This is a genomic window from Sulfuricurvum sp. (assembly GCF_049305995.1).
Taxonomy (GTDB): Bacteria; Campylobacterota; Campylobacteria; order Campylobacterales; family Sulfurimonadaceae; genus Sulfuricurvum.
This window is the reverse complement of sequence record NZ_JBAQPS010000263.1, coordinates 1-5,166: the sequence shown is the minus strand read 5'-3', so window position 1 is coordinate 5,166 and position 5,166 is coordinate 1. Positions and strand designations below refer to the sequence as shown.

6 protein-coding genes and 1 pseudogene are annotated in these 5,166 nt (G+C 42.5%); 4 read left to right on the top strand and 3 right to left on the bottom strand.

From position 1 onward, the window contains the following. From WA010_RS09065 to WA010_RS09050, 4 genes and pseudogenes are all read left to right on the top strand, one after another. Window positions 1-653, top strand: a pseudogene (locus tag WA010_RS09065) (hypothetical protein); the annotation flags it as partial. A 15-nt stretch (window positions 654-668) separates the two neighbouring features. Then, complete coding sequence (locus WA010_RS09060; protein WP_422556807.1) at window positions 669-1,160, top strand: toxin-activating lysine-acyltransferase; 492 nt, start codon at window positions 669-671, stop codon at window positions 1,158-1,160. Continuing rightward, entirely contained in the window at window positions 1,153-2,520 is a 1,368-nt protein-coding gene (locus WA010_RS09055) for an HlyD family type I secretion periplasmic adaptor subunit (RefSeq protein WP_422556806.1), read from the top strand. Before WA010_RS09060 ends, WA010_RS09055 begins: the two co-directional genes overlap by 8 nt. Next, window positions 2,517-3,782: a TolC family protein gene (locus WA010_RS09050; protein ID WP_422556805.1), complete on the top strand. Its 1,266-nt coding sequence runs from the start codon at window positions 2,517-2,519 to the stop codon at window positions 3,780-3,782. The genes WA010_RS09055 and WA010_RS09050 overlap by 4 nt, the downstream gene beginning before the upstream one ends. Before the next feature lie 16 nt (window positions 3,783-3,798). Here WA010_RS09050 and WA010_RS09045 read toward each other — a convergent pair whose 3' ends face one another. The 3 genes from WA010_RS09045 to WA010_RS09035 form a co-directional block, all read right to left on the bottom strand. Further along, window positions 3,799-4,131 (bottom strand): type II toxin-antitoxin system PemK/MazF family toxin, encoded by a 333-nt coding sequence (locus tag WA010_RS09045; RefSeq protein ID WP_422556804.1) that lies wholly within the window; start codon window positions 4,129-4,131, stop codon window positions 3,799-3,801. Beyond that, complete coding sequence (locus WA010_RS09040; RefSeq protein ID WP_422556803.1) at window positions 4,118-4,366, bottom strand: hypothetical protein; 249 nt, start codon at window positions 4,364-4,366, stop codon at window positions 4,118-4,120. The genes WA010_RS09045 and WA010_RS09040 overlap by 14 nt, the downstream gene beginning before the upstream one ends. A gap of 149 nt (window positions 4,367-4,515) precedes the next feature. Next, window positions 4,516-5,166 (bottom strand): ATP-binding protein (locus tag WA010_RS09035; protein WP_422556802.1); only part of this gene is annotated, 651 nt, incomplete at its 5' end.

Sequence of the window (5,166 nt, the reverse complement as noted above, 5' to 3'; positions counted from 1 at the left end):
ATGGAATAGACGCATTCTTGGTTCGTGATCTTAACCGTGACGGTATGATTAACGACGGAAGTGAACTCTTCGGCAGTGCTACGGTTCTCTCAAACGGCACCAAAGCAAAAGAGGGCTACGCCGCACTAAGTGATTTGGATGATAATCATGACACTATGCTCACGACCTCGGATCAAGCCTTCGCAGAACTCTCCCTATGGATCGATACCAACCATAACGGTATCAGTGAAAATAATGAATTTCAAAGTCTCACTGATGCAGGTATAAAAAGTATCCTTTTAGATACTACCAAAGATGCAACTACTGACAATGGCAATACCATTGGACTAATATCAAGCTACACTAAAGTATCGGGTGAAACGTATACCGCTGCAGACGTATGGTTTGCTGCCGAAACTTTTGATTATCAAGGGATCGTTCAAGCGATTGCCGAAACACAAATAGCAGGAAGTTGGTATACTATGAACGATTTACTCGACCATCACTTGAATACCGATACAATAATATTGGGTGGTGATATGGCATGTAGTTATGCCAAAGAGGGGGAACTCTCTCGTATGAGTATTGCCGGAGCGCAAAGTACTCTAAACGATCCAAATTTTGCCGTAGCCGCGCAAGCGCTCAATACCAATAATAATTTATACCATTACTAAAAAGGAACTCTATACATGTCACAAGAAACAAAGCCTCACGTTTTTAACGAAGAAGATTTAGCCCATTCGCAGCAGGCACTCGCCAAGCTGCCAATTCTAGGACCGGCAATATGGCTCTACGCCAAAGATCCGATCCGAAAATTTACGTTTATCGCCGAAACCGATTTTACCATCATGCCTCCGATCATCCTCGATCAATGTCGCCTCTATACCCGAAGCCAAATCCCGTTTGCTTTCGTCACATGGGCAAAAGTGAACGATGACGTCCATCAACGACTCCTCTCGGGAACCCCGAAAATTGCTCCTCATGAATGGCAGGGGGGAGAAAACGTTTGGCTGATCGACATCGTAACCCCGTTCGGTCAAAGTGAAGAGACGATTACCGAAGTACTTACCCTTTTCCCGGGTAAAAAAGTACACGGCTATGCTCCCGTGCCCGGTGCTAACCCTCCGCTTCAGCTGATGAGCTGGGATGTACCGCTCAAGGATACGGTATCGAATGGCTGAATCACGTATTTCTACCATGAAGCCCGAAGCGATCGAGTTCGCTCCGGGATTACTGGCGATTCAGGAGAGTCCACCCAGTAAATTGCCAAAAACCATCCTTTATTTGGTTATCGTTCTATTCTTTATTTTATTGGGGTGGGCGATTTTCGGCAAGCTCGACATCGTCGCGACTGCCGAAGGGCGTCTGATCCCCAAATCGTATGTAAAGATCGTTCAACCGGCGGAAGGGGGAGTCATTAAAGAGATTCTCGTCCATGAGGGGCAATCGGTACAAAAAGGCGACGTATTGATGCGGATGGACGGTACAGCTATGTTATCCGATACCAGGAGTGTCGAGGGGGAGATGCGTCTGCGTTCGCTTCAACTACGCCGAATCGATGCGGAACTGGGTTCAGGAACGCTAGCCAAATCCTCCGAAGATCCGGAGGATTTATACCTGCAAACGCAACAACAATACGCCGCTCACCGTCAAGCGTATCATGATGCGCAAGCGCAAGAGATGCAAGTACTCAAAAAAACAGAACATGATCTATCAGCGGCTCAAGAAGTGTTAAGCAAACTGGAACAAACGCTTCCGATGTATCGCCGCAATGCGGAGTCTTTCAAAAAACTGGCGGACAGCGGGTATATCAGCCGTATCGAAGCGGATGATAAAGAGCGTGAAAAAATCGAAAAAGAGCAAGATTATCACGCCCAAAAAGCGACGGTAGCAGGATTAAGCTCAGCGGTCGAAGCGTCTCGAAAGCGTTTAGCTCAACTCTCTTCAAACGATAAAAGCCAACTGGAGAACGAACGCTCCGATACCCAATCTCAGTACAAACGATTGGTTCAAGAATGGGGTAAAAACGTTTATAAAAGCTCTCTTTTGGAACTCAAAGCTCCCCAAAGCGGTATTATCAAAGATCTGGCTACCCATACACAAGGTTCCGTCGTCTCTCCGGGAACGGTGTTGATGTCATTGGTTCCCTATGATGATCCTCTCCAAGCTGAAGTGATGATCAAAAATGAAGATGTCGGATTCGTCCATCCGGGGCAAAAAGTAAAGGTAAAATTGGTCGCGTATCCTTTTCAAAAATACGGGATGATCGAGGGGAAAGTAGTGCACGTCGGTGCTGATGCGATACAGTCCACTACGCCACCACCTTCGACGTCTCAATCCGAACCGTCTCAGGGTATGGTTATGACGTATAAAGCATTGATTCGATTAAATGTTCAGGAGTTGGAAGTGGATACCAAACGGCTCAAACTCACTCCGGGGATGCAGACGATTGCAGAGATCCACCTAGGGCGTAGAACGGTTATGGAGTATCTCCTCTCACCTGTACAAAAAGCGTGGCAAGAATCGGGGCGTGAACGATGATACGTTTCTTGTTTTTGCTATCAGTGACTTTTCTTGTTCTTTTCGCAGATAGCGTTCTGACAATGGAGAGGGCGTATGAACTCGCATTGACGAATCATCCGGGGTATCGTGTCGAGAAATTTAAAACCCAAGCGGTCGAAGAGAATGTTCGGCAGGCGCAATCACGACTTTTCCCCAAAGTGGATATCAGTGCTTCGGGGGGAAAATACGAGTACGAAACCTATTATAACGCTACTGAAACTTCTGAAATATATAAAACCTATTCTCTTTCTCTGACTCAGCCGTTGTATCGTCCCGAATTATGGCGTGCGGTCGATCAGATGAAAAAGCGCTATAAGACTTCGACGATAGAACTCGAAAAACAGGCTCAACAAGTAGGAATCGATGTCATAAAAACCTATCTGCAAATGCTCAAAACGCAAGCCGATATCGAGAAACTGCACAGCCAAAAAGAGCTCTACGATGCCAAATTTCGTAAAAGTTCCGACATGATCGCTATGGGATTGTCCAATAGCGTCGAATTGATCGAAGCTAAAGTGAATAAAGAAAAAGCTTTAAGCGATCTTATAAGCAAAAAACGGGAATACCAAACACTGAAAAACAAACTAGAACGCCTGTGCAAAACACCATTCGATTCCATCGCCCCGCTCAAAAGTAATAAGATACTTTCCATCTCCAAAGAGGAGTGGATAAATCGTCTCCAAGAAAACAAAGATATTAAAATTGCCCGCCTCTCGAAAAAAGCGGCAGAAGATGAAGTAGCCATTCGTGGATACGATCACTATCCTAAAGCCGATTTAAGTTTAGGACGGAGTCAAAACGATACCAACGACCCCGTAGCGCACAAATATGACAACAAAGCCTTTGTTCAACTTTCGTTCCCGATTTACCAAGGAGGATATACCTCTTCGAGAGTACAAGAAGCGGTGTTACTGCTCAATGCAGCCGAATCCAATGAAGAATTAGCACACCTTCAAATGCAAGATAAGTTTGAAGAGTTATGGACGCAACGCGAATCGTTGCACGAATCGATTGACGTACTTAAACAGGCATTGGAATCGTCAAAGCTATTTCTGAAATCGGTGCAAAGCGGATATGAAAAGGGGATCAAAAATCAAATCGACATTATGGACGCCGAACTCAAAATGAAAAGTATAGAGAGCGAATTAAATATTGCTTATTACGATATGATGGTTAATGAAGTCGGCTTATTAGATTTGACGGGACAATTGTTAACCACATCATCGGTTGAGATGTCTTGAGCATAGTTTTATCCTATTAAAAGTTTTTGCAAAGATTTTGGATCACAGAGTCGTATTCAACAGATGTAAGCTTGGCAACTTTCTCTTTTATTCTCGTTTTGGAAAGGGCTCGGATTTGATTGATTAAAATATCCGAATCTTCTTTGAGACCATCTCTTTTTAGAATCTTCATTCTGTATGGATACATATTATCAATGAGATCGGTTGAAAGAGGCATCAGCATGACCGTATCTAAAATTGCATTTTCATCATTGCCAGAAACAATTACTGCCGGTCTTATTTTTCCTACTTCATCCCCTTTTTTAGGATAAAGGTTGACTATTACAATATCACCTCTATTTAATTCCATCATCGACTCCGGCCTCTGCAAATTCTAAATCTTGATGATTTTTCAATTTATGGAGTTTTGCAAGTTTTTCTTCCCGATCAATTTTTTCGATAACGGGCAGAATGAATTTCTCATATTTGGATGAGATGAAATATCCCACTGTCATATGGGCTCGTCGATCAATGATTTCAGCAACATCCATTATTTTCATTAAGGAAGGTTTGTTTTGAATATCGGTTACACCATAGGTTAACATCTAATATCCTTTTCTTTATATTTAATCTATATGTATTATATCTTATATTTAATTACATAGATACTAAAATATACTACTCAATCTAAAATCCCCTATCTATTATCGTAATAGAAATTACTATAATGTCGATTATTCTTTGTTTTGTGTTATCAATCATGGGTTAACAACCATTTCCAAAGCGGAATAAAATTAATAAGTTTATCTCCTACATTCATGGAGCCTTCACGCTCTTTTGTGATGAGAATACTCATATCAACCCCTATAAACTCCATCCCCTCGGTAAGTGAGTTTATCTCGCGTTCAAAAGTGTCCGGATTGCTGATATCCACGCTGACATTGATGAGCTGTTTTTCGCCGTCAATGACACAGTAAAAATCGATTTCCTGACGCTCTTTGATGTAATAAACCTCATTGGTTTTAGACCTGAGTGCTAAAAAAACCAGATTTTCATAGAGCTTGGAGTAATCAGGAGAAAACGATGCATCATACACCGCTCGAAGCCCGTTATCAATCGCATAGATTTTTTTAGGATTACGCTGCTCTTCACGTACTGAGCTTCTAAAGATCGGGACACTAAAAATGGCATACGCCTCTTCCAAATATCCAAAATAATCAAACAGTGTCTCTTTTCCGAGTTTGAATCCATTGGATTTAAAATCATTATAGAGCTTGGTAATACTCACTGACGTCGCCATATTGACGAAGGCATATTTGATCAAATGTTTCACAAGTGCCGTATTGGTAATCCCATAGCGCTCAATAAGGTCTTTGTAGACAATCAGATTGATGTAATCGCTTAG